Origin of the sequence: Streptacidiphilus jeojiensis (assembly GCF_042510965.1) — a bacterium.
GTDB lineage: Bacteria > Actinomycetota > Actinomycetes > Streptomycetales > Streptomycetaceae > Streptacidiphilus > Streptacidiphilus jeojiensis.
Genome location: NZ_JBEUKS010000001.1, coordinates 457257 through 483194, shown reverse-complemented (window position 1 = coordinate 483194; position 25938 = coordinate 457257). Strand labels below are relative to the sequence as shown.

At 70.2% G+C, this 25938-nt stretch carries 29 protein-coding genes and 1 pseudogene; 13 read left to right on the top strand and 17 right to left on the bottom strand.

Translation table 11 applies throughout. From position 1 onward, the window contains the following. Positions 1-36: 36 nt before the first annotated feature. The 4 genes from ABUW04_RS02165 to ABUW04_RS02150 are packed head-to-tail and all read right to left on the bottom strand — an operon-like array spanning position 37 to position 5276. Complete coding sequence (locus ABUW04_RS02165) at positions 37-1656, bottom strand: glycoside hydrolase family 43 protein (RefSeq protein ID WP_380562098.1); 1620 nt, start codon at positions 1654-1656, stop codon at positions 37-39. Positions 1657-1660: 4 nt separating this feature from the next. Further along, on the bottom strand, positions 1661-3223 hold the full coding sequence (locus tag ABUW04_RS02160) for an ABC transporter substrate-binding protein (RefSeq protein ID WP_380562096.1): 1563 nt from the start codon (positions 3221-3223) through the stop codon (positions 1661-1663). 50 nt (positions 3224-3273) lie between these two features. Beyond that, positions 3274-4209, bottom strand: coding sequence for a carbohydrate ABC transporter permease (locus ABUW04_RS02155; RefSeq protein WP_051725523.1), 936 nt, complete (start codon positions 4207-4209; stop codon positions 3274-3276). Beyond that, entirely contained in the window at positions 4206-5276 is a 1071-nt protein-coding gene (locus tag ABUW04_RS02150; protein WP_380562094.1) for an ABC transporter permease, read from the bottom strand. Before ABUW04_RS02150 ends, ABUW04_RS02155 begins: the two co-directional genes overlap by 4 nt. Positions 5277-5399: 123 nt before the next feature. Between ABUW04_RS02150 and ABUW04_RS02145 the strand changes: the two genes are divergently transcribed. The 3 genes from ABUW04_RS02145 (at position 5400) to ABUW04_RS02135 (ending at position 8624) form a co-directional block, all read left to right on the top strand. Beyond that, the gene (locus tag ABUW04_RS02145) at positions 5400-6572 is read left to right on the top strand and encodes a LacI family DNA-binding transcriptional regulator (RefSeq protein WP_380562092.1); all 1173 of its coding nucleotides are present in this window, start codon (positions 5400-5402) and stop codon (positions 6570-6572) included. 143 nt (positions 6573-6715) lie between these two features. After that, positions 6716-7792, top strand: coding sequence for a hydroxyacid dehydrogenase (locus ABUW04_RS02140; RefSeq protein ID WP_380562090.1), 1077 nt, complete (start codon positions 6716-6718; stop codon positions 7790-7792). A 19-nt stretch (positions 7793-7811) separates the two neighbouring features. After that, positions 7812-8624 carry an alpha/beta fold hydrolase gene (locus tag ABUW04_RS02135; RefSeq protein ID WP_380562088.1) on the top strand — a complete coding sequence of 271 codons (813 nt, stop codon included), beginning with the start codon at positions 7812-7814 and terminating at the stop codon, positions 8622-8624. Between the two features lie 23 nt (positions 8625-8647). On the opposite strand, the gene ABUW04_RS02130 is transcribed toward ABUW04_RS02135, so the two are convergent. Beyond that, positions 8648-8956, bottom strand: coding sequence for an STAS domain-containing protein (locus tag ABUW04_RS02130; protein ID WP_380562086.1), 309 nt, complete (start codon positions 8954-8956; stop codon positions 8648-8650). A 262-nt stretch (positions 8957-9218) separates the two neighbouring features. On the opposite strand from ABUW04_RS02130, the gene ABUW04_RS02125 reads away from it, so the two are divergent. Continuing rightward, on the top strand, positions 9219-9557 hold the full coding sequence (locus ABUW04_RS02125; RefSeq protein WP_030256421.1) for a helix-turn-helix transcriptional regulator: 339 nt from the start codon (positions 9219-9221) through the stop codon (positions 9555-9557). Positions 9558-9583: 26 nt separating this feature from the next. On the opposite strand, the gene ABUW04_RS02120 is transcribed toward ABUW04_RS02125, so the two are convergent. Next, the gene (locus ABUW04_RS02120; RefSeq protein ID WP_380562084.1) at positions 9584-9946 is read right to left on the bottom strand and encodes an STAS domain-containing protein; all 363 of its coding nucleotides are present in this window, start codon (positions 9944-9946) and stop codon (positions 9584-9586) included. A 174-nt stretch (positions 9947-10120) separates the two neighbouring features. Here ABUW04_RS02120 and ABUW04_RS02115 point away from each other — a divergent pair, with 174 nt between their 5' ends. From ABUW04_RS02115 to ABUW04_RS02095, 5 genes and pseudogenes are all read left to right on the top strand, one after another. Next, positions 10121-10330 carry a VOC family protein gene (locus ABUW04_RS02115; RefSeq protein WP_380563421.1) on the top strand — a complete coding sequence of 70 codons (210 nt, stop codon included), beginning with the start codon at positions 10121-10123 and terminating at the stop codon, positions 10328-10330. A gap of 47 nt (positions 10331-10377) precedes the next feature. Beyond that, a complete protein-coding gene (locus ABUW04_RS02110) occupies positions 10378-10704 on the top strand; it encodes a plasmid stabilization protein (RefSeq protein WP_380563419.1) in 327 nt (108 codons plus the stop codon). A 375-nt stretch (positions 10705-11079) separates the two neighbouring features. After that, a pseudogene (locus tag ABUW04_RS02105) lies at positions 11080-11262 on the top strand (hypothetical protein); the annotation flags it as partial. 51 nt (positions 11263-11313) lie between these two features. Further along, positions 11314-12300, top strand: coding sequence for a 3,4-dihydroxy-2-butanone-4-phosphate synthase (locus ABUW04_RS02100; protein ID WP_380563417.1), 987 nt, complete (start codon positions 11314-11316; stop codon positions 12298-12300). Beyond that, complete coding sequence (locus tag ABUW04_RS02095) at positions 12297-13067, top strand: class I SAM-dependent methyltransferase (RefSeq protein ID WP_380562082.1); 771 nt, start codon at positions 12297-12299, stop codon at positions 13065-13067. Before ABUW04_RS02100 ends, ABUW04_RS02095 begins: the two co-directional genes overlap by 4 nt. An 11-nt stretch (positions 13068-13078) precedes the next feature. On the opposite strand, the gene ABUW04_RS02090 is transcribed toward ABUW04_RS02095, so the two are convergent. The 4 genes from ABUW04_RS02090 to ABUW04_RS02075 all read right to left on the bottom strand — a co-directional run bounded on the left by ABUW04_RS02090 (position 13079) and on the right by ABUW04_RS02075 (position 16784). Continuing rightward, positions 13079-14080 (bottom strand): phosphotransferase, encoded by a 1002-nt coding sequence (locus ABUW04_RS02090; protein ID WP_380562080.1) that lies wholly within the window; start codon positions 14078-14080, stop codon positions 13079-13081. A gap of 82 nt (positions 14081-14162) precedes the next feature. Then, positions 14163-14813 carry a DUF1707 SHOCT-like domain-containing protein gene (locus tag ABUW04_RS02085; protein WP_380562078.1) on the bottom strand — a complete coding sequence of 217 codons (651 nt, stop codon included), beginning with the start codon at positions 14811-14813 and terminating at the stop codon, positions 14163-14165. 219 nt (positions 14814-15032) lie between these two features. After that, complete coding sequence (locus ABUW04_RS02080; RefSeq protein ID WP_380562076.1) at positions 15033-15956, bottom strand: aldo/keto reductase; 924 nt, start codon at positions 15954-15956, stop codon at positions 15033-15035. 132 nt (positions 15957-16088) lie between these two features. Beyond that, positions 16089-16784 (bottom strand): hypothetical protein, encoded by a 696-nt coding sequence (locus tag ABUW04_RS02075; protein WP_380562074.1) that lies wholly within the window; start codon positions 16782-16784, stop codon positions 16089-16091. A 187-nt stretch (positions 16785-16971) separates the two neighbouring features. Between ABUW04_RS02075 and ABUW04_RS02070 the strand changes: the two genes are divergently transcribed. Next, on the top strand, positions 16972-17433 hold the full coding sequence (locus ABUW04_RS02070; protein WP_380562072.1) for an SAM-dependent methyltransferase: 462 nt from the start codon (positions 16972-16974) through the stop codon (positions 17431-17433). Here ABUW04_RS02070 and ABUW04_RS02065 read toward each other — a convergent pair. Continuing rightward, a complete protein-coding gene (locus ABUW04_RS02065; protein WP_380562070.1) occupies positions 17427-18914 on the bottom strand; it encodes an MFS transporter in 1488 nt (495 codons plus the stop codon). The two genes, ABUW04_RS02070 and ABUW04_RS02065, sit on opposite strands and share 7 nt — an antisense overlap. A gap of 146 nt (positions 18915-19060) precedes the next feature. On the opposite strand from ABUW04_RS02065, the gene ABUW04_RS02060 reads away from it, so the two are divergent. Then, positions 19061-19627: a TetR/AcrR family transcriptional regulator gene (locus tag ABUW04_RS02060; protein WP_380562067.1), complete on the top strand. Its 567-nt coding sequence runs from the start codon at positions 19061-19063 to the stop codon at positions 19625-19627. 109 nt (positions 19628-19736) lie between these two features. Then, on the top strand, positions 19737-20351 hold the full coding sequence (locus ABUW04_RS02055) for a hypothetical protein (protein ID WP_380562065.1): 615 nt from the start codon (positions 19737-19739) through the stop codon (positions 20349-20351). Between the two features lie 36 nt (positions 20352-20387). On the opposite strand, the gene ABUW04_RS02050 is transcribed toward ABUW04_RS02055, so the two are convergent. From ABUW04_RS02050 to ABUW04_RS02040, 3 genes are all read right to left on the bottom strand, one after another. Continuing rightward, positions 20388-21245 carry a class I SAM-dependent methyltransferase gene (locus ABUW04_RS02050; RefSeq protein WP_380562063.1) on the bottom strand — a complete coding sequence of 286 codons (858 nt, stop codon included), beginning with the start codon at positions 21243-21245 and terminating at the stop codon, positions 20388-20390. 83 nt (positions 21246-21328) lie between these two features. Continuing rightward, a complete protein-coding gene (locus ABUW04_RS02045) occupies positions 21329-21646 on the bottom strand; it encodes a hypothetical protein (protein ID WP_380562061.1) in 318 nt (105 codons plus the stop codon). Next, a complete protein-coding gene (locus tag ABUW04_RS02040) occupies positions 21643-22458 on the bottom strand; it encodes a phytanoyl-CoA dioxygenase family protein (protein ID WP_380562059.1) in 816 nt (271 codons plus the stop codon). The genes ABUW04_RS02045 and ABUW04_RS02040 overlap by 4 nt, the downstream gene beginning before the upstream one ends. A gap of 98 nt (positions 22459-22556) precedes the next feature. On the opposite strand from ABUW04_RS02040, the gene ABUW04_RS02035 reads away from it, so the two are divergent. Next, positions 22557-23336 carry a helix-turn-helix transcriptional regulator gene (locus tag ABUW04_RS02035; protein WP_380562057.1) on the top strand — a complete coding sequence of 260 codons (780 nt, stop codon included), beginning with the start codon at positions 22557-22559 and terminating at the stop codon, positions 23334-23336. Positions 23337-23350: 14 nt separating this feature from the next. Here the strand turns inward: ABUW04_RS02035 and ABUW04_RS02030 are convergent, their stop codons facing one another. From ABUW04_RS02030 to ABUW04_RS02020, 3 genes are all read right to left on the bottom strand, one after another. After that, on the bottom strand, positions 23351-24331 hold the full coding sequence (locus ABUW04_RS02030) for an expansin EXLX1 family cellulose-binding protein (protein ID WP_380562055.1): 981 nt from the start codon (positions 24329-24331) through the stop codon (positions 23351-23353). A 266-nt stretch (positions 24332-24597) separates the two neighbouring features. Continuing rightward, positions 24598-25518, bottom strand: coding sequence for a hypothetical protein (locus ABUW04_RS02025; RefSeq protein WP_380562053.1), 921 nt, complete (start codon positions 25516-25518; stop codon positions 24598-24600). Continuing rightward, positions 25515-25919, bottom strand: a complete 405-nt coding sequence (locus ABUW04_RS02020) for a hypothetical protein (protein ID WP_030256363.1) — start codon at positions 25917-25919, stop codon at positions 25515-25517. The genes ABUW04_RS02025 and ABUW04_RS02020 overlap by 4 nt, the downstream gene beginning before the upstream one ends. Positions 25920-25938 lie beyond the last annotated feature (19 nt).

Sequence of the window (25938 nt, the reverse complement as noted above, 5' to 3'; positions counted from 1 at the left end):
GCGCGAGCCGGTGACGTCGGCGGACTGGTTTCCCGGTCACGCAGGGGTCAGCGGGTAGTCGATGGTGAGGTGGTCGATGTCGGCGCTGAAGCCGTCGCCGTCGTGGTCGTCGACCCGCAGCGCGGCGAAGGCTCCGGTGAACCGCAGCAGGCCCCGGTAGTCGTCGGAGAGCGGGCGGCTGGACAGCGTCGGGCCGGTCCAGGCGCCCAGATGCGGGTCGGGCCCGGCCGAGAAGGTGATCGAGGGCCCGTCCAGGGCGAAGCCCAGGTGCAGGTCCGACCAGTCGTGCACCGGCACCGGCTCGCCGAGATGGGAGGTTCCGGCGGGGGTGCACTGCTGCAGGAGCAGCACCCGCCGGCCGTCGTCGTCCAGGGTCAGGTACAGGCCGTAGTGGCTGCGCCGGTCGTACCAGGCGACCAGGCCGGCCCGGTGGCCCGTGGTGCGCGGCCGGGCCTCGATCCGGGTGGCCACCCGTGCCGTCGGCTCCTCGATCCGGGTGCCGATCAGGCTCTGCTCGAAGACGGAGGCGCGGGACTGTCCGCCGTGCAGCCTGAGCCGGCCGGGCCGCGCTTCCAGGTCGAGCCAGCCCGGGTGCACCCGGCGGCGCAGGGCCGACCAGCGGGTGCGGTCGAGCCGGGGCGCGCTGAAGTCGTCGTGGAAGCCGGGCGCCAGGGCGGGACCGTCCGTGGTTCCGGACGCAGCGGCGGTGGAGCGGACCCGGGTTCTGGCCCGGGTCCCGGTGACCGGGCGGCCCTGGTCGTCGGCCAGCCGCAGCCAGCCGTCCTCGGTCCAGGCCACCCGCTGCAGGCAGGTCTCCCGTCCGGTGACCGCGAACTGCCCCTGGTCGTCGCGGCTGGTCCGGGAGGCGAGGTGGGCCAGGTACCAGTCGCCGTCGGGGGTCTGCACCAGTTCGCCGTGGCCGGCCTTCTGCAGCTCCCACTCGGGGTCGTCCCGCGAGGTCAGCAGGGAGTACTGCGGATCGCGCTCGAACTCGCCGTCCAGGCTGCGGGAACGGAGCATGGAGATGCCGTGGTTGAAGCCGGTTCCGCCCTGAGCCAGCATCAGGTAGTAGTACCCGTCGTGCCAGTAGAGGTTGGGGCCCTCGATCAGGCCGGCGTCGCGGGCGACGATGCGGCTGTCGCCGACGAGCCGGCCGGCCTTGGCGTCGTACTCCTGCAGGCTGATGCCGGCGAACCGCGTGCGCCCGGGGCGCGGGTCCCACTGCACACCGACCAGCCAGTGCCGCCCGTCCCGGTCGTGGAACAGGGAGGCGTCGAACCCGCGTGAGTTCAGCCGGACCGGCTCCGACCAGGGGCCGGTGATGTCGGGGGCGGTGAGCAGGTAGTTGTCCAGGTCCTTGGCGTCGCCGTCCATGGTCCGCACGATGCTCAGGACCAGCCAGAACAGCCCGTCGTGGTGCGAGAGCGAGGGGGCCCAGACGCCACCGGAGTCGGGCACCCCCCGCAGGTCCAGCACACCGGCGCTGTCCACCGCGTGCCCGAGCGTGCGCCAGTGCACCAGGTCGCGCGAGTGGTGCAGCCGCACCAGCGGCGACCACTCGAAGGTGCTGGTCGCGATGTAGTAGTCGGCGCCGACACGCAGGATCGAGGGGTCCGGGTTGAAGCCCCGGAGCACGGGGTTGACCAGATGGGTCACCGGATCAGCTCTTCTGCGCCTTGAGGTGGGCGTCGGCCTGCTTGGCCATCTCCGCCTGGATCTTGGCCAGGCCCGCGCCGTCGGCGGCCGTCTTGAGCTTGCTGAGCTGGCTGGTGACGTCGCCGACGCCGTAGTACAGCGGGTTGGCGTACTGCGTCATGACATTGGTCATCTGCGCGATCTCCTGCTTGACCGGCGTGATGTCGGGGACGAAGGAGGCGAACGGGTCCAGGGTGAAGTTGTCGTAGGACTGGGCCCAGTCGAAGATCTTCTCCTCGGACGCGGTCATGTACAGGGAGCGCCGTTCCAGCTTGGAGCGCCACAGCAGGCCGTAGCCGGGGAAGGAGTACTGGCTGAGGATCTTGTACTTGTTGTCGGCGGCCGGCTCCCAGTCCGTCCCCTGGATGCCGTACTCCAGCAGGTCGTGGTTCTCCTGGATGGACAGCCAGTCCTGCAGGTGCATGGTGCGCTCCAGGTCGCCGCCGTTGGCGTTGACCACGACCACGTTGTCGGCCTGGAAGGTCTGCAGCGGCTTGGCGCCGGCCGGCAGCGGCATCACATTGGCCAGCTGGGCGCTCTTCACGGTCTTCTGCAGGGTGGGCAGTCCGTTGCTGGAGGTGCCGTCGCTCATGGCCCAGATGGAGGCGTAGCCGCCGGCGTTCCAGCGACTGTTGGCTGTGGCCTGGTCGGTGCTGATGGCGTTGGCGTCGATGATGCCGTCCTGGTTGTACTTGCGGATCCGGTTGAAGGCGTCCAGGCAGCCGGCGTCCTCCCAGAAGGGCTTGGGGTTGGAGGAGCCGGTGGTGGCCGCGGAGCGGTCGAAGAGGAAGTAGAGGTTGGAGCCGGTGAACTGGTGCGCGGAGGTGAGCGGGTCGCTCCAGGACTGGGCGTTGAACAGGCCGACCGGTCCGGGGACCACGTACAGGAAGGTCGAGTTGGAGGACGCGCCGAACGGGGTGATCCCGGCCTTCTGCTTGACCGCGTAGAAGTAGCGCTCCAGGGTGTCGTAGTCCTGGATGTCGGAGAAGCCGTACTTCTCGGCGAGGTCCTGACGAATGGTGAAGTGCTGGATCCGGCCGGCACTGTTGACCTGCGGGATGCCCCACAGCTTGCCGCCGCTCCAGGTGTTGGCGGCGATCAGCTGGGAGGACAGCTGGGCCTTGAGGTTGGGGTACTTGCCGATCTCGCCGGACAGGTCCACCAGCGACTGGGACTGCACCAGTTGCGACATGTTCAGCCACAGGGCCTCCAGCGCGGTGTCGAAGTGCGCGCCGGCGGTGAACTTCAGCAGGGCCTGCTGGCCGTAGTTGGTCCAGGCGGTGAACTGGGCGTCCAGGGTGAAGCCGAGGTCCTTCTTGAGCTTGGCGTTGGCCTGGGCGATCACCTTGCTCCAGCCGACCGGCGCGGTGCTCGGCAGCAGGGCGGTGGAGGCTCCGCTGAGCCCGCCGCCGGAGCTGCCGCCGGAGGAGGAGCAGGCGGCCAGGGCGAGAGCGGCGCCGAGGCCGCCGGTGGCGGCGAGGAACCCTCTGCGGGACAGCTGCTGGGACGGGCGCGGGGTGCTTGGCATGGCTGTACTCCTGGTGGTGGGCGGTATGGGGTAGGTACAGCTGGGGCGGGTCAGCCCTTGGTGGCCCCGAGGGTCAGGCCCTTGACGAAGTAGCGCTGGGCGAAGGGGTAGGCGAACATGATCGGCGCGACCGTCAGCACCGTCATCGCCAGCCGCAACTGGTAGATGGGGGCGGCGGCCTGGGCCGCGGTGCTGCCCGGCAGGGTGGCCGCGTTGGCGACGTTGGCGATCAGGTTCTGCAGCATCAGCTGGAGCGGGAACTTGTCCTGGTCGGAGAGGAACAGCAGGGCGTTGAACCACTCGTTCCAGTAGGTGACCCCGTAGAACAGGGCGATCACGGCCAGCACCGGCTTGGACAGCGGCAGCACGATCTGGAAGAAGATCCGCAGCTCGCCGGCGCCGTCCACCCGCGCCGAGTCGATGATCTCCTCGGGCAGTTGACGGAAGAAGCTCACCGCGATGAAGACCAGGAAGGGCGCCATCATCCCCGGCAGGATCACCGAGAACCAGTTGTTCTGGAGCCCCAGCACCTGGGTGACCAGCAGGTACAGCGGCACCAGGCCGCCGGTGAAGAGCATCGGGATGTAGGCGACGACCGTCAGCGGCCGGCTGATCCCGGGCATCCGGCGGGCGATCGCCCAGGCCAGCGACGCCGTGCAGGACAGCGAGAGCACGGTGCCGACGCCGGTGATGAACAGCGTGGCCAGGTAGCCGTCGAGCAGCGCGGTGCCGGAGAACAGCATCCGGTAGGCCGTCAGCGAGAACGGCTGCGGCCACAGCGAGTACCCGGTCAGGGCCAGCTTGGACTCGGCGGTGAACGAGCCCGCGATGATCATCCACATCGGCACCAGGCAGAACAGGCCGAACAGCGAGACCACGACGTAGCTGACGACGGTGAACGCCTCGGGCCTGTTCCGCACCCGTGCGCGCGCACCGGGCTGCTCCGCCCGGGCTCCGACGATCGGTTCGGTCAGCTGAGCGGTCACAGGATGCTGCCTTCCTTGTTGAGCCTGCGCTGGACGAACACCGCCGCGGTGACGAAGACGAAGCCGACCACCGACTGGAACAGGCCGACCGCCGCGGTGGTCCCGAAGTCGCCGACGGTGCGCAGCGAACGGAAGACGTAGGTGTCGATCACGTCGGTGGTCGGGAACAGCGTCCCGTTGTCGCCGACGATCGCGTAGATGGTCGCGAAGTCCCCGAAGAAGATCCGGCCCACGCTGAGCACGATCAGGATGGCCGCGGTCGGGGCCAGCAGCGGGGTGGTGATGGAGCGGGCCATCCGGGCTCGGCTCGCGCCGTCGATCACGCCCGCCTCGTACACCTCCTCAGGGATCGAGGTGATCGCGGCCAGGAAGATGATCGACATGTAGCCGCCGAGCTGCCATATCTTGACCACGGTGAGGATCCACGGCCAGGGGCCCGGGGTGGTGTACCAGCTGATCCGCGGCAGGTCGAAGACGCCCAGCATGCCGTTGAGCGCGCCGCTGCGCCCGCCCACCCCGGCCAGCACGACCTGCAGGATGATGCTGATCACGATGGGGGAGACGAAGTACGGGAAGAAGACCGCCGACTGCGCGAAGCGCTTGAAGTGCCTGGCCCTGATCTCGTTGAGCATCAGCGCCAGCAGCAGTCCGGTGCCCAGGGAGGCGGCCATGAACAGCACGTTGAGGAACAGCGTGTTGCGCACGATCGACCAGGCGTCGCCGCTCTCCAGGAAGTACCTGAAGTTCTGCACGCCGTTCCACGGGCTGCCGAAGATGCCCTGCCGGATGTTGAAGTCCTTGAAGGCGACCACGAGTCCGGCCATCGGCCCGTACGCGAAGACCGCGAACCAGGCGACGCCGGGGGCGGCGAGCAGCAGCAGCGTCCAACCTCCGCGGTCCGGTCCGCGACGGCGGCGGGCCGCCTGGCCCGGCTTCCCGCTCCCGGCGCTGCGGCCGCTGCCGACGGGCTGGGTGCGCACCCGCCGGGCGGAGCCCGCCGCGGAGCTGGCCGCGGAGCCCGCTGCGGTGGCCCCCTCGCCCTTCGCCTTGTCTGGAACTAGTTTCATGACCGGGACGCTAAAGCCGCGCGATCCGGGGCGTCAAGGGTCGTGCAGCGAGTTCTCCGGCGAATCGTACGCGGCCCGTTCCGGTGATCCGTGACCGTTGTCGCGGCTTGTAGCATCGGCCCTGTGAGCGACCCAGCAGACCCCAGCGCCGCCGGTCCCGCCGGCATCCCCGGCGGCAGCCCCGCGGCCGGGCCCACTGCCGGGCCCGCGGTCGGTCCTGCGGTCGGCCCCGCAGTCGGGCGGCGTGGCTCGCGAGGGCCCAAGAAGGTCGGCGCGGTCAACCTCCGCGACGTCGCAGCCCACGCCGGCGTCGCCCCGGCCACGGTCTCCCGCGTCCTCGGCGGATCCCAGCACGTCAACCCCGACACCCGGACCCGGGTGCTCGCCGCCGCCGCCGAACTCGGCTACGTGGTCAACGGCCTGGCCAGGGCCATGACCGGCCGCGGGACGCGCAGCATCGCCTTCCTGACCTCCGAGATGGCCGGCTTCACCTTCGGCGCCACCGCCGCCGGGGCGGAGAGCGTGGCCGCCGCCAACGGCCACCTGCTGCTGCTGTGCACCACCCACGGCATCCCCGAGCGCGAACGGCAGGTCATCGCGACCCTGTGCGAGCAACGCGCCGCCGCCGTGCTGCTGGTCGGCTCCTCGGGCACGGACCGCGCCTACACCGAACGTATCGGCGGCTACGTCCGCGACCTGGCCGCCGTCGGATCGAAGCTGCTGTTCTGCGGCCGACCCGGACTGCCGGGACTGCCGCAGGTGCGCAGCGTCGACTACGACCACGGTGGCGGGATCAGGTCCGCGGTGTCCCACCTGGCCGAGCTCGGGCACCGCTCGGTCGGATACGTGGGCGCGCCCCGCGGCGGCACCATGGCCGACCTGCGCCTGGACGGCTACCTGGCCGGAGTGCGGGAGAACGGTCTCGAAGCCAGCCCACGGCTGGTGGCGCAGGCGCAGAACACCATCGAGGAGGGCGAGCGGGCCACACCGCTGCTGCTCGACGCGGACCGGCCGCCCACCGCGCTGGTCTGCATGACCGACAACGTCGCCGTCGGCGCCTACCGCGCGGCGCGGGCGCGGGGGCTGCGGATCCCCGAGGACCTCTCGATCGTGGGCTTCGACGACGTCCCGGTGGTCGGCGACCTGACGCCGGGTCTGACCACGGTGCGTCCGCCGTTCCGTCAGATCGGGGTGGACGCCGCCGAGATCGCGCTCGGGCTGCGCGACGGCGACACCGACGTACGGCTGGGCACCTCGCTGATCGTCCGCGGCTCCACCGGGCGGGTCCGGGACTGAGCCGCCCGCCGGTCCGGCGGTCCGCCGTCCTACCGACCCTCCGTCCGTGCTGCGGATCAGTTCACCACTGCGGCCCTCTTGCTTTCGCACTGGGTCTGGAACTAGTTTCATGCCTCGCTGGCACCCAGCAGCGAAGAGGAGCGATGACCCGTACCCCGCAGACACCCACATCCCCAGGCATCGACCCCGAGCCACCGGCCGAGTCACCGGCCGAGACGCGCCGGGCCCGGGCCGAACCGGTGACCTTCGCCCTCGCGATGCGCCCGGCATCGCTCGCGCCCCGGCTCTTCGGCCCGGAACTGCAGGAACTGACCGCCGGCCACCGCACCCGCCAACTCGGTGGCGTCCTGGCCGAGTACGGCTCGCCCGCCGCCCGCAGCGCCCTGGCCGGGGCCGAGGTGCTGATCACCGGCTGGGGTGCGCCGGGCCTGACCGAGCAGGACCTGGCCGCCGCCCCCCGGCTGCGCTACCTGCTGCACACCGGCGGCGCGGCCGCCTCCCTGCTGCCGCCGGGCGCCCGGCGGCGCGGCATCCAGGCAGCCAACGCCGGACTGGCCAACGCTGTCCCGGTCGCCGAGTACACCATCGCCATGATCGTGCTCGCCAACAAGGCCGCCTTCCGTTCCCGCGACCTGTACCGACTGCGCCGCACCCGGATCGACCGCGAGGAGGAGTACCCGCTCGCCGGCAACATCGGCCGTACCGTCGGCGTCGTGGGCGCCTCACGGATCGGCCGCGCCGTCATCGAACGCCTCGCTGCCTTCGACCTCGACGTCGCCCTGTACGACCCCTACCTGACACCGGACCAGGCCACCGCGCTGGGCGCCCGGCTGCTCCCGCTGGACGAGCTGATGCGGGTCAGCGACGTGATCACGCTGCACCCGCCGCTCAACGGCGAGACCACCGGCATGATCGGCCGCGCCCAGCTGGCCCGGATCCGGGACGGCGCGATGCTGATCAACACCTCGCGCGGCGCGGTGGTCGACCAGGACGCGCTGGTGGACGAGCTGCGCAGCGGCCGGATCGACGCCGTCCTCGACGTCACCCAGCCCGACGTCCTCGCCCCGGACCACGTACTGTACGACCTGCCGAACGTCTTCCTCACCCCGCACATCGCCGGTTCGATGGGCCTTGAGCTGCGCCGGATGGGCCGTCAGGTGGGCGCGGAGCTGGCCCGTATCGTGCGCGGCGAACCGCTGGCACACCCTGAGGAACTCTGAGCCTGGAGGGATGGGACCGGTGGCCGGATCGAAGCGGGCCGGATCGACGCGGACCGGAGCGACGCGGACCGGAGCGACGCGGACCGGAGCGAGCGTCGCCCTGCACTGCCGCGACTCGGGCGCCGGCGAGGACCCCGTCCTGCTGGTCCACGGCTGGGGCGGCAGCGGCGCTGAGTGGCGGCCGCTGGTCACCGCACTCGGCCCCGGCCGCCGCACGATCGTGCCGGACCTGCGCGGCCACGGCGACTCACCGGGCCCCGCGCACGGATACGCACCGGCCGACTTCGCCGGCGACCTGGCCCGGCTGCTGCTCGGCCTGGGCACCGGACCGGTCACCGTGGCCGGACACTCGATGGGCGCGCAGATCGCGGTCGAGCTGGCCACCGCGCACCCGGAGTCGGTCAGCCGGCTGCTGCTGCTGGATCCGGCCTATGGGGCGGACCAGGCCGAGATGCGCCGGATCCCCGGCGAGCAGCGGCAGTTGCGGGCGGAGGGCACGCCGTGGGCGGTGCGCTTCGCCGGGACCGCCCACGGTCCGGACACCGCGCCGGCCATCCGCGAGCTGCACCGCCGGCTCATGTCCGCGATGGACCCGGCGGTGCTGGCCGAGGCCCGGGACGCCATGTACCTCGCCCCCTCCGCCTTCGGCTCCCGGCCGGCCGCCGAGGCACGGCTGCGGGCGCTCAGCTGCCCCGTCCTCACCGTGATGACCACCGAGGAGCGCGCCGCCTGGGCCCGCCGGGCCCTGCCGGAGGGGCGCGTCGAACTGCTGCCGGGCGGCCACTACCTGCACGAGGAACACCCAACCGAACTCGCGTCTCTGTTCGACTGAGGGCCTGGCCCACATGCCTCTGCTCAGACCGGGCCCGCGACGTCGGGAGGGTACGGCGGCGGTGCCGGCGCAGGGTCGGTGAGGGAGAAGAGTGCACGGGTCTCGGTGAGCTCGAGCAGGTGCTGCACTGCGTAGCCGGCTCGGGCCAAGGTCAGCCTCACGCCACGGTTCTCGGCGCATGCACGGATGTGCAGGAGGACGTTCAGCCCTGAGCAGTCGCAGAAGCGCACGGCTCCGAAGTCCAACTCCAGGCTGTCACTGCAGTCGTCCAGGGCTCGAGTGAGCGCGCCTTTGAGCAGCGCGGTGGAGTCACAGTCGATCTCGCCGGCCAACGTGACCCGCGTGAGTGGGCCGACCGGTTCGATCCGTATGTGGAGCAAGACCGAACCGACCGTCAGGGCCTCGCGGCTGTGTGAACTCGCGCCACACGTTCCGCCTGGCGCCGTTACACCGTCAGAGGGGGACATGGCCGTAGCTCCCTGGGCTGCCGAATGTACGCGTCCAGCTTGCACAGTCCGACAGTTCACGTCAACCTATACACGAATTTGTTTTCGTTAATTGATAGGCGTGAACCAGAGGTCCTATATTGGAGGGATGGATGCAGCTTCCGATGGCCGACCGGGTTGGACCTTCCTGACCAACCATGCCCGCGTGCTGGCTGCGATCGCCCGCGACCCGGGCACCCGAGTGCGTGACATCGCTGTTCACTGCCTGCTGACCGAGCGTGCGGTCCAGCGGATCATCGCGGACCTCGAAGCCGGCGGCTACCTCGCCCACACGCGCCAGGGCCGCTCGAACCACTACCAGGTGAGCGCCGACACCTCCCTGCGCCACCCCGCTGACACCGGATCAACCGTCGCCGAACTCCTGGCACTGCTCGCCGTCCACCAGAACCCCGGCCCCGAGGAAGCTCAGCACCAGAAAGGGGAGTGAAGCCGGTGACACGCCCGCCGGGAGCTTCAGGAACTGGGCCCTCGTTGCCGCGGCAGCCTGATCCGGCTGTGGGCAGGGTCCGGTGGCACGATGTCGGGACCGAGCCCCATACAGCTCAGGAGCCGCCGGTGCATCGGCGACAGGCAGACCACGAACACGCACACGCCGTGGTCAAGGCCGCGGCGCCGGGTGTCACGGATCAGGTGGACGGCCTCGGTGCCGAAGTAGGCCGTGCCGGTGAGGTCGAACACGATCTCACGCAGCTGCGGCAATGCCCCCCACACCTGGGTGCGCGCCACGACGCGGATGGCCTCGATATTGTTGATATCGACTTCTTCGGGCAGCGCGATCACCGCGCGGCCGGCACTGGTGTGAACGCGTAGGGGCATGAGTCAGCCCTCGCTTCCGGCGGCAGAACTGGACCAGCGGTCCGGACGGATCTCGTCCTCTTCCGGTCCGGCTGTCCTGTTCCGCACAAGCAATGCCTGCCCGCCGGCAATATCCTCCCAGAGGATGAAACGGTAGTGACCTGGCGGCTGCGCGCCCTCTGACCAGTCGACGACCTGCCGTCGGCCTCGGCCTACGCGCTGAGCTTGGGTGCGACCCTGGCCGACCACCAGCCCCAGGACGACGTCCTGGTACACCTGGACCCTGTCGGCAACCCGTTCTGCCTCTTCGTCGCCGCCCAGGTCCGCTCCCGGCTCCGGTCGGGCGGGGCTGCGGGGGGAGCCTCGTCGCCCGGAGCCGCCCATGACTTCGAGGATCCGGGGTAGGCGAGCGAGCCAGAGAATCCAGTCTCCCAGGAGAGCGGGTGGATGCAGTGCCTTCCGGATCGAGTCCCAAGCGGGAGCGTCAGTACGAGCACATCAAGGACAGCGCGAAGAAGCGCGGGGAGAGCGAGAAGCGGGCCAAGGAGATCGCGGCCCGCACGGTGAACAAGGAACGCGCCCGCAGCGGTGAGTCCAAGACCGCCAGCCGCAGCTCGACCCACGACATGTCCTCTGCCAAGCGCGGCGGACAGCGTTCGCACCGGGGCTCTGGCGGCCCGACCTACGACCAGCTCTACAACCAGGCCAAGCAGCGCAACATCAAGGGCCGCTCGTCCATGAACAAGGCGGAGTTGCAGCGGGCCCTCGGCGGAAGCTGAGCCGTAGAACCTTCACTGCCTCGACGAGCGTGGGCCGAGGGCACGCCGGCCCGATGGGCGGCCTGGACGTCCCAGGGGTGTCGCCCACGAACACCGCTCGCCCGGCCAACGCTCGCGCCTTGGCGAGGGCGTGGATCGCTGGACGGTGCTGGGACCGGTACTTGCTCGATGAATTGACCGCGTGTTAGATGGGCAGCGGTGTGATTCCAGGTGTGGCGGTGACAGTCCGCCAGTTCCGCCGGCTGCGGTGGGACGACTCGGTGCGATTCCGGGCCATACGGTGAGACCCCGTCACCTCTCGGGCCCGACGCGGGCTCCTGGGTTCTTTCTCAGTGCCGGCAGGGTCCCCCTGCCGCTGTCGGGAGGTGACACCGGGTGTTCAACGGGCACATTTGCGAGATCGGCGCCGTCGTGTCGGCCGATCAGGATCACATCGCGGTCAGCGCCCCACGGGCCGCTGCCGCCGGGTGCGGAACGTTCTGCTTGAACGGGGTGGGGCTCAGAGCGACGTCCTCGGGGCGGGCGGAGGGCGTGCTGGAGGCCGCGTTGTCCGCCGACACCCGGCGCAGGTCGACGCTCGGAGAGCTGCGGCCCGGGATGCGCGTCAATGTGGAGACACCGCTGCGGCTCGGGGACTTCAGCAGCGGGCACCTGGTGCAGGGCGATGTCGAAGCCGTGGGCAAGGTCGTCCGGATCGACGACGAGGGGATCGCCCGGCGCTTGTGGATCAAGCCTCCGGGCCGGTGCCAGGCACTGATGGTGCCCAAGTCCCAGATCGCTGTGGACGGTGTCAGCCTCACCGTCGCCGAAGTGGGCCGGGACCGCTTCGCCGTGGTGCTCGTCCCGCTGACCCTGCAGCAGACCACCCTGGCGGATCTGGCGGCCGGAGACCGGGTCAACCTGGAGATCGACCTGATGACCCGGTTGGCCCGGCGCTGGCCGTGCGACCCGCGTCGGGCCGTGGCCGAGGTGGTCGCCGCGCTGCCCTGGGCGGGGCGGGTCACCGGAGCCCGGGGCGTGCAGCAGGCGGCGGCGCAGCTCGCGGCCGGCGGCGGGGTCATGGTCTGGGATCCGGACCGGGAGGCCGAGGGCGACGTGGTGTTCGCGGGGGCGGGGCTGCGGCCGGAGGCGTTCACCTTCCTGCTGACCCAGGTCTGCGGCCACACCACCGTGCCGTGCGCGCCGGGCGTACTGGAGCGGCTGGAACTCGGGCCGATCCCGGGGCCGGGTGACCGGCATGGAACCCGGCCGCACATTCCGGTGGACCTGGCGTCCGGCACCGGCAGCGGAGTCTCGGCGGCCGAACGCGCCGCGACCGTGCGCCGCCTGGCGCATCCCGACGCCCGCCCGGACGACTTCCTGCGACCCGGGCATGTGTTCCCGCTGGCCGCCAGGCCCGGCGGTCTCGCCGAGCGTGCCGGCCACACCGAGGCGACCGTGGCCCTGTGCACCGCCGCGGGGCTGCCGCCGGTGGGGGTGTGCTGCGAGGTCATGAACGCCGACGGCACCATGGCCAGGGCGGCCGAACTGGAGGTCGCCGCCCTGCAGTGGGGCCTGCCCCTGCTCGACATCGCGGATCTGGTGGAGTACCTGTGACCCCGGTCGAGGGCCGGGACCTGTACGACGACCCGCGATTCCACGACGGCTACAGACGGCTGCGGGCCACCGGCGCCGGAATCAACGAGGCTCTGGAGATCCCCGCCATGGCCCGACACCTTCCCGCGGTGCAGGGCGCGTCGGTGGTCGACCTGGGGTGTGGGACCGGGGCGCTCGCCCGTCGGCTCGCCGACGCCGGCGCGGCGGAGGTGGTGGCCGTGGACGCGTCACGGCGGATGCTGGCGAACGCCGAACCGCATCCCAGGGTCCGTTTCATCCAGGCGGACCTGGAGTCGCTGAGCCTGCCGTCCGGGTCCGCCGACCTGGTCGTCAGCAGCATGGTGCTGCACTACGTGGCCGACTACCCGGCACTGGTGCGGCGCATCGCCGACTGGCTGCGTCCCGGGGGACGGCTGGTCTTCTCCCAGGAGCACCCGATCTGCACCGCCCACCGGGGCATGCCCGGCTGGCTGCGGACCGGCGAAGCCGAGGAAGGCTGCCACATCGGCGCAGGCTGGGTCTGGCCGGTCGACGACTACGCCTCCGAGGGCCCACGCACGCAGCACTGGATCCTCGAAGGCGTCGGGAAACACCACCGACGCACCTCCACGCTGATCGCCACGCTGCTGGGAGCCGGCTTGGACCTCACCGCCATTGAGGAACCCACCCCGGACGCCACAGCCCTGCACACCCGCCCCGAACTGGCCGAACACCTGCGACGGCCCCCGATCCTGCTACTCGCCGCCCGTAGAAGAGAGGAGCCCTGACGGTGTCTCCATCAGCGCAGCCAGGTCGACCAACGCTGCGCCGAGGTGCAGATCGAGCCGAGCGTGCGCAGGGACTTTCGCATGCCGTGGGCGCATCGAAGATGCCACGCGGCGTCACCTCCGCGATGGCCACAGGCGTTCCACAGCAGGAACGCCGCATACGACAGATCCGCCGCGAGCCTTCCGGTGAAGGCCTCCGGCTCGGCCGGTCCCGCTTCACCGCCGCCGTCGCGGTAGCTCGCAACGGCGGCGTCGATGCTCCGGCGGTCCGGTTCGATCCGGCCCAGGTCCGGACTGGCCAGGGCGAAGAAGTGCCCGACCGCCTCCCACCACGGCACCTGCGGGCCGGCAGAGTCGAAGTCCAGCAGCTGCGGGCCGTTTTCGGTCAACAGGACGTTGACGGGACTCACATCCCGGTGCAGCACCTTGAGCCCCGGGCACCTCGCGATGCCGCTCTCAACACGCTCGTTGAGATCGGCGATCAGATGCACAGCGTCGACGACCTGCGCCGAGGAGAGCACGCCGAGGGTGTGGGCCTCGTCCAGCCACTCGGCCCACTCCGGGGCCGAGTACGTCGGGTAGCCGGTCTCCTCCCATGCTCCGGGGACCGGTGGTGCGACGGCTTCGAGGGCGGCCAGCGTCGCTCCGACCCAGCGGGAGACTTCCGGGGCAAGCGGGACAGGCGGGTGGGATCCGTCGATGCGGATCAGCGCGCGAGCAAAGGAGCCGTCCCCGTTCGGAGTCCACATGCCGATCCGCTCTCCGGGAACGGTCGGTGCGACACCGGGCATCGCGACGCCCGCGGCCAGAGCTGCCTGTTCAAGGCTGGCCGCACGCCGTGCCCGGTCGAACCACCAGGTTCCGGCCGGTCGCACGGTCTTGATGACCCACGGCCCTCGCTCGGTGTCGACGGCGAACACCGGATTCGGATCACCCGGCTTCAGATTGGTCGCCGGCCCGGCGGCCGAACCGAGGCCGAGCAATTCGACGAGATGATCGACTTGCAGCACCATGTCCTCGACGATGAGATCCTTGCGCCCTGACAGTGACGCGGTCCGGCACGTTCGATCAGCATCGCAGAGTCGTGGGAAGCCGTCAGTCGGCGGGACGGCGCGCAGGCTTTCCCAGTAGCCGTCGGGCGGCTCTCTTCCTCGGGTGCCGCACGACGACGCGGCCGAAGCTCTTCTTGCCGACCAGTTCCACGCGGAGGGTGATCGGCATGTCCGGGTCCGGGGCGTGACGGATCTTGATCTTGCTGAATGCCAGGTTCAGGGCATCGGTGTCGACCACGATGCCCGGCTTGGTGATCAGGATCAGGTTCTTGCCCTGCATGTCCATATCGATCTGCAGGGTGTCCTGCGTGATCACTGCCTCTGTGAAGTCGAGCGTCACTTCGCTGAACTCCGTCGCCAGCTCCAGTCGTCGCGGCACCACCCAGCGGCCGACACGTTTGACCGGACTGAACCTCCGCTCGATCCGCAGGACGTCCTTGACCTCAGCCACAACCGCGCCGCCGGAGGCGGCCACGGGCGGCAGGTCGGTGGTGAGCGCCGTGAGTTCGCTGAGGGTCCGCGCGGACAGCGCGGTTTCCAATCGCTCGTCCAACTCGTCCGAGGTCAGCCGGCCGTCACCCGCCGCGACCCGCAGCACCTCGACCACCCGGTCCCGATCCGCATGCGAGGCCCGCAGGTCGGGTGACGTGGCACGATCGGAGCTCTTGCCGGCGGGCGAGATCTCGTCTGACATGTTTCCGTCCTGATCCTGGTCGAGGGCTTGCACGCGGTGGGGTCGGCGCAGCGGTCGGTGACCAACGCTATGCCGCAGCAATCATGCCCGCCAAGCTCTGGTACCACCTCGGGCCGGACAGATGGGAGCGCCGCAGGCACTGCAGCCCCGGCGAGATGCCCGGGCCGCAGTGAGCAGGGCCGTGCCTGCGGCCGCCGCTGGCCTTTTCCGCGCGTGGTCCTACGGAAGGGGGAGGCGCTTCTTGGCCTCTTCGTAGAGGTCGTCGGGCAACGGCCCCTTCTGTGCGACGGCGATGTTGCCGGCGAGGTGGGCCGGATTGGCGGTGCCGACGATCGTCGTCGACAGACCGGGGTGGCTGAGCGTGAAGCGCAGGACGAACTCCATGTTGCTCATGCCGGCCTCGCTGAGGAGTTCAGCGATGCCGGAGGTCTCCCAGTTCCGCTGAGCGGTGCCGGGGGTCTGGCTCAGCGGCCCGCTGCGCCACTTCTTGTCCTCCGCTGCGGCGCCGCGCGCCGCGCCGCCCCGGATCAGAGTGCCCGCGTCCGCGTCGGCAGCCCGGGTGATGAGCGCCTCGTGATCGCGCTGGACCGCCGAGTACGGGATCTGGAAGACGTCGAAGACACCCATCGCCAGGTGGTCGGGCAGGTTCGGCAGGATGCCCGACATACCGATGAAGCGGATCTTGCCCTCGGCCTGGAGGTCCTTGAGCGTCTCGACCGTACGGTCCTCCCGGAGCGTCGTCTCGCTCGGCGACATGTGCACCTGGACCAGGTCGAGGCGGTCGGTGCGCAGCCGCCGCAGTGAACGTTCGACGTTGGCGCGGACGTTCCCGGGGCTGAAGTCGTGCCGGTAGGGCGGCGGAGTGTCGGTCGGCAGGTCAAGCGGGCAGCCGCACTTGGAGGAGAGGAAGAACTCGTCCCTGCGTCCGCCGATGTGAGTGCCGATCAGTTCCTCACTGCGGCCGTAGTCGGGTGAGGTGTCGATCAGGTTGATGCCGCCGTCCAGGACGGCGTTCAGCAGACGGCCGGCGTCGTCGTCCGCAATCTCGGGGCCGCGCGGTGCGCCCCTCAGTTCCATGGCGCCGTAGCTGAGGATGGTCACATCCTCGCCGGTGTTCCCGAGGGACCGCTTCATGATCGTCATGGTTCCCCATGGTACGCCTGGCGATCCGCTGACTCCGCAGCTGTGACCGGTCGAGACGGGACCACCTCGGCGAATGTCGAGCCCTCGTGCCCACCGGCAGCCAAGCGTCCAGCCGAACCCACTGGTGCTGCGTCAGCTTCGAGGACGTGCCGCGCCGTCGAGTGCCGTCAGCCATTCCCACGCGTCTTCGTCCTGCACGCGTTCGGGGCCCTGTTGGAGCATCCAGGCGGTGACCTCGGCCGTGACATCGAAATCGTCGTGGAAACCCAGGAGCAGTTGGCCGGTGACCAGGTACGGAGCCCAGTTCTGGATCAGATCTTCGAGATGGAGGTCGGCCGACGGGGTGCGGGTAGCGGCCCACCTCTCCAGCCACGGGGTGATCGTGCCGGTTGCGCTGAGGAGTAGGTCCAGGACTTGGTCGACGGTCGGACAGGCGGCGGGGGATGCCAGAACTGTGCTCCACCAGGCGGTGAAGACAGCTTCCAGCGCGAGCGCCTGGCCATTGGGCCAGGAGCGCCAGTCGGCCCGGGCCAGGTTCAGCCCCACCAGTGACTCGTCGACGTGAAGTTCACCGCGCATCAGCAGGGTGAGGATCCGTGGCGTCAGCCGGCGGTACAGCGTGCTGAAGTCGCCCCACATCGAGGGGATGTCACCGGCGACATAGGCGACGAGGTCGTCGGGTACCGCTTCAGCCGGACCCGACAACGCGGCGAGTTCGTGCGCTGCAAGACAGTGGGTGCAGCCGTCCACGGCAGTCGTCGGCTCCACCTCGATGAGGGCCGTCAACCTCGCGAGCGCGGCATCGAGCAGCTCACGCGGATCACCCACGACAACTCCGCCCCTCGGACACCCTTGACGACGCCATTCTTTCGCACCGTGCACTCCTGCTGCATCGAGATTCTGCGGCCGCAACACCAACCGGGAAGGTGCTCCAGGAGCGGGCGGTACCTGAGACTGAGTCAGCGGGGGGCACTCGCCTCGGAGGCGGTGGCAGCGGTGTCGTAGAGTCCGGTCCATGACACTCTCCATCACTCCTATCGGTACTGTCGTCGGCGGTCGCGACGAGGCGTTCGACGACCACTGGGGCACGGTCACGGCCGCGATCGAGCTGGATTCTGACCAGTTCTCGCCTGAGGCTCTTGCGGGGCTTGCCGACTTCTCACACCTGGAGGTCGTCTACCACTTCCACCTCGTCCCTGAGGAGAAGGTGGAGACGGGAGCCCGGCACCCGCGGAACCGGCAGGACTGGCCATTGGTGGGGATCTTCGCCCAGCGCGGGAAGAACCGGCCCAACCGGATCGGTGTGTCCAGGTGCCGACTGCTGGAGGTGAGCGGCCTGACGGTCCGTGTCGCCGAACTCGATGCGATCGACGGGACCCCGGTACTAGACATCAAGCCGTACATGAGCGAGTTCGGCCCGCGCGGGGAGATCGTCCAGCCGCTCTGGTCCAAGGAACTGATGGGCGAGTACTACTGACCTACGGCGCGGTGACGGTTGTCTGTGGGTGCCTCGTTCGAGGTGGTGACCGCACCTGGACCGGTGGAACGTTGCGGTGCTGCGGAGCCTTCCGCGGGCTTGGACCTCGCCAGCCACAGGGCGGTGAACACGGCGGTGGCCAGTGTGCCGGCGCCGGCGGCGAGGAAGGCGCTGTTGAGGCTGGTCGCGTAGGAGGCGCCGCCGGACTGCCGGGTGCGGACGACGGCTCCGAGGACCGCCACGCCGAGCACCGCGCCGATCTGCCGGGTGGTGCTGCTGATGCCCGATGCGAGGCCGCCTTCCTGCGGGCTGACTGCCTGGATGGCGGCCCCCGTCAGCGGGGACAGGGTCAGGGCGAAGCCGATGCCTACGACTGCCAGCCGCCACCACACGTTCCCGTAACCGGTGTCGGCGTGTACCAGGCCGAGCGCCAGCAGTCCCAGTCCGGCCAGGGCCAGGCCGGTGGTGACCACGATCCGGAAGCCGTACCGGGCGGCGAGCCGGCCCGCGTACGGGCTGACGACCACCATGGCGAGGGATGTCGGCAGGGTCTGCAGGCCGGCGCGCAGGATCGAGCTGCCCTGGACGTAGACGAAGAACTGGGAGAAGAAGAACGACGAACCCATGAGCGCGAATCCCACCACGACCATGGCGGTGTTGGACACGGTGAACAGCCGCTGCCGGAACAGCCGTAGCGGCAGCATCGGAGCGGAACGACGCGCCTCAACGGCGACGAAGGCCGCGAGGAGGACCACCGCGGCGGCGAAGCTGCCCAGGATCACCGGTGACGTCCAACCGCGGGCCCCGCCTTCGATCAGCCCGTAGGTCATCGTCCCCACCCCCAGCACGGACAGCGCCGTCCCGGGGACGTCGATCGCGGGGGCGCTCGGATTGCGGGCCTCATCGAGGCTGCGCAGACCGACCAGCAGCAGCACCACACCGATGGGCAGATTGACCAGGAAGATGGCGGGCCAGCCGAAGGCGTCCGTCAGTACGCCGCCGGCGACCGGGCCCGCTGCCAGGCCGATTCCGCTGAATCCGGCCCACAGTCCGATCGCCTTGACCCGTTCCTGCGGCACGGGATGGGCGGCGACGAGCAGCGCCAGCGAGGCAGGGCTCAGTGCCGCGGCCCCGATGCCCTGCAGCACCCGGCCGGTGATCAGCCAGCCGAGCGAGGGCGCCAGACTGCACAACAGCGACGCGGCGGTGAAGACGGCCACACCGGTCAGGTACACCCGCTTGCGGCCGAACCGGTCGGCGAAGACGCCACCGGACAGCAGCAGCATGGCGACCAGCAGGACGTACGCGTCCACGATCCACTGAAGACCGGTCAGTTGGGTGTGCAGCCGGCGCTGCATGTCGGGCAGCGCCGCTCCGACGATCGTGTTGTCGAGCAGGATCATGAACTGGCCCAGGCAGGTCACCGTGAGCAGCACGGCCCGGTTCGATCGACTGCCTGCAGCTGCGGGCGATGCAGCCATGAGGATGCCCCCTCCATCGTCAGTTGTGCCGCTTTGCGGCCGACATGGTCAGCCCCCGGCCCACTAAAGCAGCCAATGACTGCGTTAACCGACTGTACGGAGGTGCACCTCGTAAACGCAAGTCACGGCTGCGTTAAAGTGATGGCATGAACGATGGACAGCGAGCCCGACGGCCCGGCGGGCGCAGCGCCCGCGTCGGCGCGGAGGTGCACCAGGCCGTCACCGACCTGATCAGCGAGCGCGGCTACGGCAACTTCACCGTCGGCGAGGTCGCAGCCCGCGCGGGTGTGGCCGACAGCAGCATCTACCGCCGGTGGGGCAGCCTGGAAACCCTGCTCACCGACGTGGCGCTGACCCGCCTCAACACGCGCTCGCCGATGCCCGACACCGGCAGCCTGGCCGGCGACCTGCGCACCTACGCGGCCCAGGTGGCCCGCGAGATCACCGGACCCGAGGGCCTGGCGGTGGTGCGCCTGGCCGTCGCCCTGTCCAGCACCGGTCAGCAGGGCCAGCAAGCGCGTGACGACCTCCTGGCCGAACGCACCCGGCAACTGCAGTCCATGCTCGATCGCGCCGGCGAACGCGGCGAGCGCGCACCCGACGCACTGGAGGTGCTGGACCACATCATGGCCCCGATGTACATCCGCGTCCTGCTCGGCGTGGGCCGGCTGACGCCGGAGTACGTCGACGGACTGGTCGACCGGTTGCTGTGACCCCAGCCGGAGCCTCTCCTCGGTTTCCGGCCTGACGGTGGATCAACAAGCTGTCGGTGGCGCATGATGGAGGCCGCCCGTCCCACCGGAAGCGAGGTGCCGTGCCCCGATGAAGCGCAGGACAAGAATCCTTCTGGCGGGCCTGGCCTCCGCCGGCGGTGCCGTCGCCGGTGCGGGTCTGCTGCACAACCGTCGGCCCGATCGCAGGGAACGCCTCCACGTCACGGTCTTCAGCGAGCCCGACTACACGGGCCGCAACGAGACGCTGACCTGGACCGGCGGCAGGCACGAGGTCATCCCGCTGACCCGGATTCAGCTGCCGCGCATCGGCTCGATCAGACTGGAGCGGCTCGTCTACCGCTTCCAGCCTGCGGTTCAGCTGCCGAATGTGTTCATCCTCTGGCACGCCCTCACGGAGCGCCCGGATCGTACGGACCCCGAGAGCGGCGTGACCAGCTTCATCGCCATGCACGAGCTCGCCGGCATGTGCTCGGTGGGCTTCTGGGAGCCGGTCCGCGAGTCCGAGGCGCGGTCGCGAGTGCGGCTCTGGGCCGGGCGCCCCGGCCATCCGCTGCCCGCGTACGACGAGGACGCCGCTCCCAAGGCCCAGCCCTGGCACGACATCCTGGCCGACACACCCGAACTCGGCACCTGGAGCACCCGCACCCGCTACCTGGAACTCGGCTACCACGACCGGAGCGGAACCGGCGGCCTGCCCGCTTGAGGATCTGCGGCCGGTCCGAGGCGTCCTGAACCGGAGTCAGGCCGGGCGGACCGCTCGCAGGGCGAACATCAGCGGTACCTTCGGCTCGTGTTCGGGCAGCCGCCACCAGCCGCCGTTGCCGGGCACCATGGACGCGAAGCGGGGCCACGGCAGCAGGTCCGTTTCGCGCAGTACGTCCAGCTGCAGGCCGGCACGTGCCACGGCTTCGACGACATCGCCGATGCCATGGCGCCACTCGTAGCTCACCGTGGCCCCTGCCAGCGGCGGTCCGTCGGTGTAGGTGCGGGCGTTGTCGATCCGCAGTGGTCCCCTGCCGCCCAGGTAGTCCCGGCGCAGCCGCAGGTGGCCCGGTTCCTCGTCCGGCTGGGGAGTGGGGCCGAGCGAGTTGAGCAGCGGGTGGAACTCCACCAGGTAGAGCATCCCGCCCGGCCGCAGCAGCGCGTGCACGATCTGCGCCCACCGGGGCAGGTCGGGCAGGTAGCACAGTGCGCCCTTGCCGGTGTAGACGACGTCGAAGCGTCGCCCGCCGAGCGCGGCGACGGCGTCGTGCACGTCGGCCTGGACGAACTCCAGGCTCGGTCCCGCCCCGGCTGCCAACTGCCGGGCCCGGGTGACGGACTCCCGGGAGAAGTCGAGCCCCACCGTGTGCACGGCACCGTGTTCGGCGAGAGCGCGCGTCTCGGTGCCCAGGTGGCACTGCAGATGCAGCACCGTGCGCCCGTGCAGGTCGCCGAGGTCCTCCCACTCGAACGGCGCGAACCAGTCGGCGCCCGAGCGGGAGCCGTCCAGTCCGTAGAAGTCGCTGGCCGCATGCACGGGTGTACGGGCGTCCCAGTTCCGCTCGTTGGCCGCCAGCATCTCCGGGACGGTCAGGTCACGATCTGTCTGCGTCATGCGGACATTACTACCCGAGTGCGACCCGCTGCGTGGCCGACGACGCACGCCGTCCGCACCACGAAGCGGGTCTTCGGTTGAGTTCACCGATCGGTTCGGACCTGCAGGATCCTCTCGAAGAAGAACTCGTGCTTGAGGAAGGAGACGTCGTACTCGTGGCCCGGGTGCGGCGGGACGAGCTGGGCGGCCTGGATCAGCCGCCAGCCGTCCTTGAGCGCGTCGAGCCCGGTCTCGTAGGGCGGCTCCGCGCTGTCTCCCGTGGTCGGTGAGGTGCGGCCGGTGCCGTCGTACTGCGACCAGCCGACCACGTACGAGTCCAGCGCGGAGTTGAGCAGGTACAGCACGAGCACCTGCTGGCGCAGCACGGGAGTGAGGGGCGTGGTGAGCGAATCAGCCGTCATGCCGTCGCCTCCTGGGGGCGGTTGGAGACCCTGGTCACCCAGTGGTCGAGGTCGAAGTCGGGATCGCCGGTCAGCGCCCGCCACAACAGGGTGCGGTTGTACCGCTCCAGGCGCCCGGTGGCCTGCTCGTACCAGGGGAACACGACGTCCAGCTCGGACCGCACCCGCGGGTCGTGCAGGTCCGAGGTGTCCCACAGGCGCTGCTGGCGGACCGTCGGATTGAAACGGATCTTGAACATGTAGCGGGTGGTGTCGCTGTCGTTGCGGCGGCCGCCGTGCCAGATGCCGTGGTGCACGAACACCACGGTCCCGGCCGGGCAGACCAGTCGGTCCTGGCCGCGCAGGTTCTGGTAGCGGCCGGTGTCCGACTCGTTGATCCGGCGCAGATGGCTGCCGGGGACGCTCAGGGTGCCGCCCATCTCCAGCGTCACCGTCTGCGGGTAGTACATCAGTTGCACGTCGAAGGCGTCCGGCCGGACGTCGATGATGGCGTCCGCGTGCAACGCCTGCGCGTCCCCGCCGTGGGGTTCGCGCACGTGGACGGCGTGGTGGTCCACCAGCGGTTCGGGGCCGACCAGACTGTGCAGCGCGCCTGCGACCTGCGGAACTGCCAGCAGTCTGGCGGTGAAGGAGTCCGGGGCGTAGGCCTTCGACAGGGGCGTCCCGTAGCGCACCGGCGGCACCCCGTCCGCCAGCACCGACAGTGCCTCGTCGTTCATGTCCGCAGGCACCACCGCGTCCAGCCGCAGCGAACCGTGGGCCACGAAACGGGCCATCCGGACCGAGTCGAGCAGGTTCCGTTCGTTGTCCATGACGACAGACGCTAGAGCCACCGGCCGGCTCTGCGAGTGGGCCGGGTTCCCCGTCCACTGGTCGGTTTTCACCCCGACCGGCGTGGTAGAACTCGGGCATGGACAGCGCCGTGGCCCACCTCGACGAGCCCCCCGGCGTCGCCGCGGTCGGCATCGGTGTGCACGGCGCCGCCAGCCGGGTGGATGTGTTCTCGCTGCCGCACCTGTGGCAGTTCCATCTCTACGGCTACGAGGCCGACCTGTCCGTGGACGACACCGCGCATGCGATCCGCCCCGGCCGGGTGAGCCTGGTTCCGCCCGGTACCACGGTGCGCTACCGCTATCGGGGCCGCTCCGAGCACCTCTATGTGCACCTGCGCCTCGGCTCGGCCGGCTCGCCGCTCAGCATCCCGGTGATCCAGGACGCCGGGACCGAACTCGCCCCACTCACCGCGCAGTTGCGCAGAGCCCTGGCGGCCTGGCCGCACGAGCCGGGCAGGGCGACGGCCGAGGTGTGGGCCGCGCTGTGGCGGGTGGCCCACCTGGCTCCGCCGCGCCCGGCGGTCGGCTCCGCCGCGGCCCATCCGGCGGTCGTGGCCGCCCTGGCGATGATCGAGTCCCGGCTGTCCGAGCCGCTGGGCGTGGCGGAGATCGCCAAGTCGGTCGGCGTCTCCCACAACCACCTGACCAGGCTCTTCCGCGCCGCCACCGGGCAGACCGTGGTCGGCTACCTCCGTGCTCGACGGATGGAGCGGGCCCGCCACTTCCTGCAGGCCACCACGCTGTCCATCCCCGCCATCGCGGCCTCGGTCGGCATCCCCGACCTCCAGGCGTTCAACAAGGCCTGCCGCCGCGAACTCGGTGCCTCCCCACGCGGCATCCGCAAGGACCTGAACTGACTCTGGCGCCAACCCTAGTGCTGTGCGAACTGCAGCTGGGTCGCTTGTACAGCGTCCGGTCGGATGGCAATGCCGGACGCGGTCAGTTGCTGGCCGTAGATGTCGCTGATTCTGATCTCGCCGCCGCAGCCGGTGCCGTTGGGGGAGAGGAAGTAGTTGTAGCTCATACGTGTCAACGCCGTCCATCCGCCGCTTGCGGTGCGGACGTCCAGTTCGGCGACGGGGTTGCGTTCGCCGATGACCTGGATGCCGCACCACCACTGGCTCGATCCCGTCTTGTACCGGAACGAGATGGTGCCGCTGTCGCTGGGGCTGACCAGGTGCCAGGTGATGGAGATGCGTCCGGCCGAGGGGTCGGCGAGCTTGGCGAAGGCCTGCTGGCTGAGGTCGAGTTGGCCCGGGGCACAGGGCAGTGGGCATTCGTTGGTGATCAGTACGGTGATGGTGGCGCCGTTGGACGCCCGGACGAGGATGTGGTCCCCGCAGGCCTTGGAGTTCTCGTAGTCGGTGTAGTTCATCGCCGCGATCATCATGGTGGCGGACGGGCCGAACAGGCACGCGCCGTTGCCGTCGTCGGCGGCGTACTCGGTCGCGACTCCCGTGTAGTTGACGCCGGGCCGGATCCGTCCGGCCTGCGCGGCCGTGGCGGAGGACGAGCCCTGCGAGGAGTTGGCGGCCGACGGGGTCGATCGGGCCGAGGGGGCTGCCGGAGTCGACGCCCTCGGCTTCGCACCGGCGGAGGCGCGTGCCGTGCTCGACTCCGTCGTCGTTGCCGCTGCACGGGTGGACGCGGCGCCGGCGGAGGCGGCAGGCGTACTCGGGCCCGCGCTGGTACTCACCACGGCGGTCCCGGTCGCCACATTCCGCTGCGGCGTCGAGCCCAGGGCCACGCTCGCGATCACACCGAGGGCGGCCAACGCCGCCACGGCCACCGAACCGAGCAGCCATCCTCGGTGGCGCCCGCGGTGTTCCGTGCTCCGATGGGTCGCAGTCACGCCTGATCCTCTCGCCGTGGTCCGTTCTTCCATGTAGTGGCTGAGAGGACGACGAAAGGTTGCCGCCCGTTGCCCGATCGTGACCTGCCGGGCTGCGTAGACCGTTCCGACCCTGCGGCGGATCCGGCAACCCCACGGTCGGCTTCGCGATCCTCAGCTGTATCGCGGGCTTCGTGGCCGGCGGCTGGCATGCCGCTTTCGGAGTGTTCGGGCTTTGCTGCGCGGACAACTCCTGATCATCCGTTGACAACGACCCAGTACCGGTCCTAACCGTGTCGGTACTGGGTATCGAACTCGACGCCCTGCAGCCAGGCGTCACTCAGCTGCGCGGCAGTTCGTCGCTCGGCTGCGGTGTCTGCTGGCAGGGGCAGGTGGAGTGCGGTGAGGAGGTCGAAGCGGTGGAGGTCGAAAGCGGACTCCACTGCGCGGCCGTAGGCGAGTGCCGCCTGGACGGCTCCGAGATAGGCGACGCGCGAGATCACCAGGGGGACTGCGGCGAGCAGCAGCCACCAGTGCGACCTGGCCAGGAGCGCGGCTGCGGCCAGCGCGGTCGCTGCCATGGTGGCCGACAGCCTGGCTGCGGCGTCCAGACTGTTGCGCTGGTCGTCGACGATGGCGCGCATCCGGTCGCCGAGCACCGGGTACAGCCGGGGCCAGGCTGTCACAGCGTCATATCCGTAGGCGTCGCCCGCGGTGGCCTCCATCGCTGCGAGCGCGTTGCCCAGCGCGGTGGGGAGTTCGAGACCTTCTGGCGGGAACCGGCGACGCAGGCGTGCGCCGGCCGCTCCGATGGCCTGCGTTCGGGCCGGTGAGATGTCCACGTTGGTGTCCGGCAGTGCGGCCGCTGCGGCAAGGCTCCTGCGGAGCTTCTGCTGCCGCGAACACGACAGCCGTCTGAGCGGGCGCAGCACACCGGGCCAGCGTCCTTCCAGCAGACGCACGACCGCGAGTTGCAGCGGGCGGCCGAGCATCGCGGCGAGGAGCAGCGCGGTGGCGGCGAGTGTCAGTTCACCGATGCCCAGGTCGGCGGCTGTGTGCCAGGCCCTGTCGAAGTCGAGGTGCGGACCCGGGGCGCCCGCCCAGACCAGGACGGTGAGGAGCAGACCGGCCGCGAACGTCGGCAGGTAGTCGACGAGGAAGAACCGGCTGCCGTCGATCGCCGGCCTGGCCAGCGCGCCGAAGCTCACGGGACCAGACGCATGCGGTCGTGGCCGTTGGGGCACTGCGGCATCGAACGCCGGTCCACATGGATGCGGCGGATGACGGCGTGACAGGTGTCGCACTCGAAGCGGAGGATCCGGTAGCGCAGCGACTCACCGGGCAGGGTCGCCCCGTCGGCATCGCCCAGGGTCCGCAGCCCCGGGGAGCCGATCGCCAGCAGGTGGTCCCGACTGGAGGTACCCAGGACGGCGTCCGCGACGGTCACCTCGACGGTCGTCGCCTCGGTGTCGTCCACGAAGAACGCCTCCAGCGCGTCGGCCGCGTCGACGGCGTCCGACTCGGGCGGCAGGTCCAGCACCGGGCGGTCGCCGCGCTCCGTATCGGCGCTGCGCGGATCCCACAGGATGTCGAACTCGTCTGGGTTCACACTCCTGGTTACCACCGCG

Bases quoted from the DNA above. Each gene is read 5' to 3' on its own strand.
- ABUW04_RS02160 (WP_380562096.1), bottom strand. From the start codon at position 3,223: ATGCCAAGCACCCCGCGCCCGTCCCAGCAGCTGTCCCGCAGAGGGTTC.
- ABUW04_RS02150 (WP_380562094.1), bottom strand. From the start codon at position 5,276: ATGAAACTAGTTCCAGACAAGGCGAAGGGCGAGGGGGCCACCGCAGCG.
- ABUW04_RS02140 (WP_380562090.1), top strand. From the start codon at position 6,716: ATGACCCGTACCCCGCAGACACCCACATCCCCAGGCATCGACCCCGAG.
- ABUW04_RS02125 (WP_030256421.1), top strand. From the start codon at position 9,219: ATGGATGCAGCTTCCGATGGCCGACCGGGTTGGACCTTCCTGACCAAC.
- ABUW04_RS02120 (WP_380562084.1), bottom strand. From the start codon at position 9,946: ATGCCCCTACGCGTTCACACCAGTGCCGGCCGCGCGGTGATCGCGCTG.
- ABUW04_RS02090 (WP_380562080.1), bottom strand. From the start codon at position 14,080: ATGGTGCTGCAAGTCGATCATCTCGTCGAATTGCTCGGCCTCGGTTCG.
- ABUW04_RS02085 (WP_380562078.1), bottom strand. From the start codon at position 14,813: ATGTCAGACGAGATCTCGCCCGCCGGCAAGAGCTCCGATCGTGCCACG.
- ABUW04_RS02080 (WP_380562076.1), bottom strand. From the start codon at position 15,956: ATGACGATCATGAAGCGGTCCCTCGGGAACACCGGCGAGGATGTGACC.
- ABUW04_RS02070 (WP_380562072.1), top strand. From the start codon at position 16,972: ATGACACTCTCCATCACTCCTATCGGTACTGTCGTCGGCGGTCGCGAC.
- ABUW04_RS02065 (WP_380562070.1), bottom strand. From the start codon at position 18,914: ATGGCTGCATCGCCCGCAGCTGCAGGCAGTCGATCGAACCGGGCCGTG.
- ABUW04_RS02060 (WP_380562067.1), top strand. From the start codon at position 19,061: ATGAACGATGGACAGCGAGCCCGACGGCCCGGCGGGCGCAGCGCCCGC.
- ABUW04_RS02055 (WP_380562065.1), top strand. From the start codon at position 19,737: ATGAAGCGCAGGACAAGAATCCTTCTGGCGGGCCTGGCCTCCGCCGGC.
- ABUW04_RS02050 (WP_380562063.1), bottom strand. From the start codon at position 21,245: ATGACGCAGACAGATCGTGACCTGACCGTCCCGGAGATGCTGGCGGCC.
- ABUW04_RS02045 (WP_380562061.1), bottom strand. From the start codon at position 21,646: ATGACGGCTGATTCGCTCACCACGCCCCTCACTCCCGTGCTGCGCCAG.
- ABUW04_RS02040 (WP_380562059.1), bottom strand. From the start codon at position 22,458: ATGGACAACGAACGGAACCTGCTCGACTCGGTCCGGATGGCCCGTTTC.
- ABUW04_RS02035 (WP_380562057.1), top strand. From the start codon at position 22,557: ATGGACAGCGCCGTGGCCCACCTCGACGAGCCCCCCGGCGTCGCCGCG.